A 962-nucleotide genomic window follows, 5' to 3' on the forward strand; every position below is an offset into this window, starting at 1 on the left:
TGTCGGCTGTCGATGCCGAAGGCGGGGTGCCCGAGGTGGTTCTCGATCTTGATGCCCGCGCGCCACTCGGGCAGGACCGTGGTGTGGGAGAACGTCGCGCGGACGACGAGGTCGTCGCCGTGGCGGTGCTCGGCGCCCGCGGGCTTGCCGGGGATCTCGAGCTCGACGTGCTCGACCTTGCCCGGGCTGGCGGTCTCCTCCGGGTGGTTCGCCTCGACCTCGGCGACGCGGCGGTCCTCGAGGATCTCGCGGAAGTTCTTCACGGCCAGCCGTGCCGACCCCTGGAACATCACCTCGCCGTGGTGCAGGACGACGGCGGAATCGCAGAGTTCCTGCACCTGTCCGAGCGAGTGCGACACCAGGATGATCGTGCGGCCCTGCTCCTGGAACTCGCGGATCTTGTCGAGGCACTTCTTCTGGAACTGCTCGTCTCCGACGGCCAGGACCTCGTCCACGAGCAGCACGTCCGGGTCGGTGTTGATCGCGACCGCGAAGGCGAGCCGGACGTACATGCCGGACGAGTAGAACTTCACCTGGGTGTCGATGAAGTCGCCGATCCCGGAGAACTGCAGGATGTCCTCGAAGCGGGCTTCGGTCTCCTCCTGCGTCTGCCCGAGGATCGCGGCGTTGAGGTAGACGTTCTCGCGGCCGGTCAGGTCCGGGTGGAACCCCGCACCGAGTTCGATGAGGGCGGCGAGGCGACCGCGACGCTCCACGGTGCCGGTGGTCGGCTCGAGGATGCCGCCGATGGTCTTCAGCAGCGTCGACTTGCCGGAGCCGTTCGGGCCGAGCAGGCCGATCGTGGTGCCGGCCGGGATGTCGAGGCTCACGTCCTTGAGCGCCCAGAAGTCCTCGCTGTGTCGGCGGCCGGCGCGACCGAGCGTGACCACGCGCTCCTTGAGGGAGTTGTCCTTGCGGATGGTGAAGCGCTTGGAGACGTTCCGCACCGTGACGACGGCGGG

At 68.3% G+C, this 962-nt stretch carries 1 protein-coding gene; it reads right to left on the reverse strand.

The genetic code is table 11. The features are described 5' to 3' along the window. Positions 1 to 962 (reverse strand): ABC transporter ATP-binding protein (locus DEI95_RS16375; RefSeq protein WP_111060909.1); only part of this gene is annotated, 962 nt, incomplete at both ends.

Origin of the sequence: Curtobacterium sp. MCBD17_008, from assembly GCF_003234475.1 — a bacterium.
Taxonomy (GTDB): domain Bacteria; phylum Actinomycetota; class Actinomycetes; order Actinomycetales; family Microbacteriaceae; genus Curtobacterium.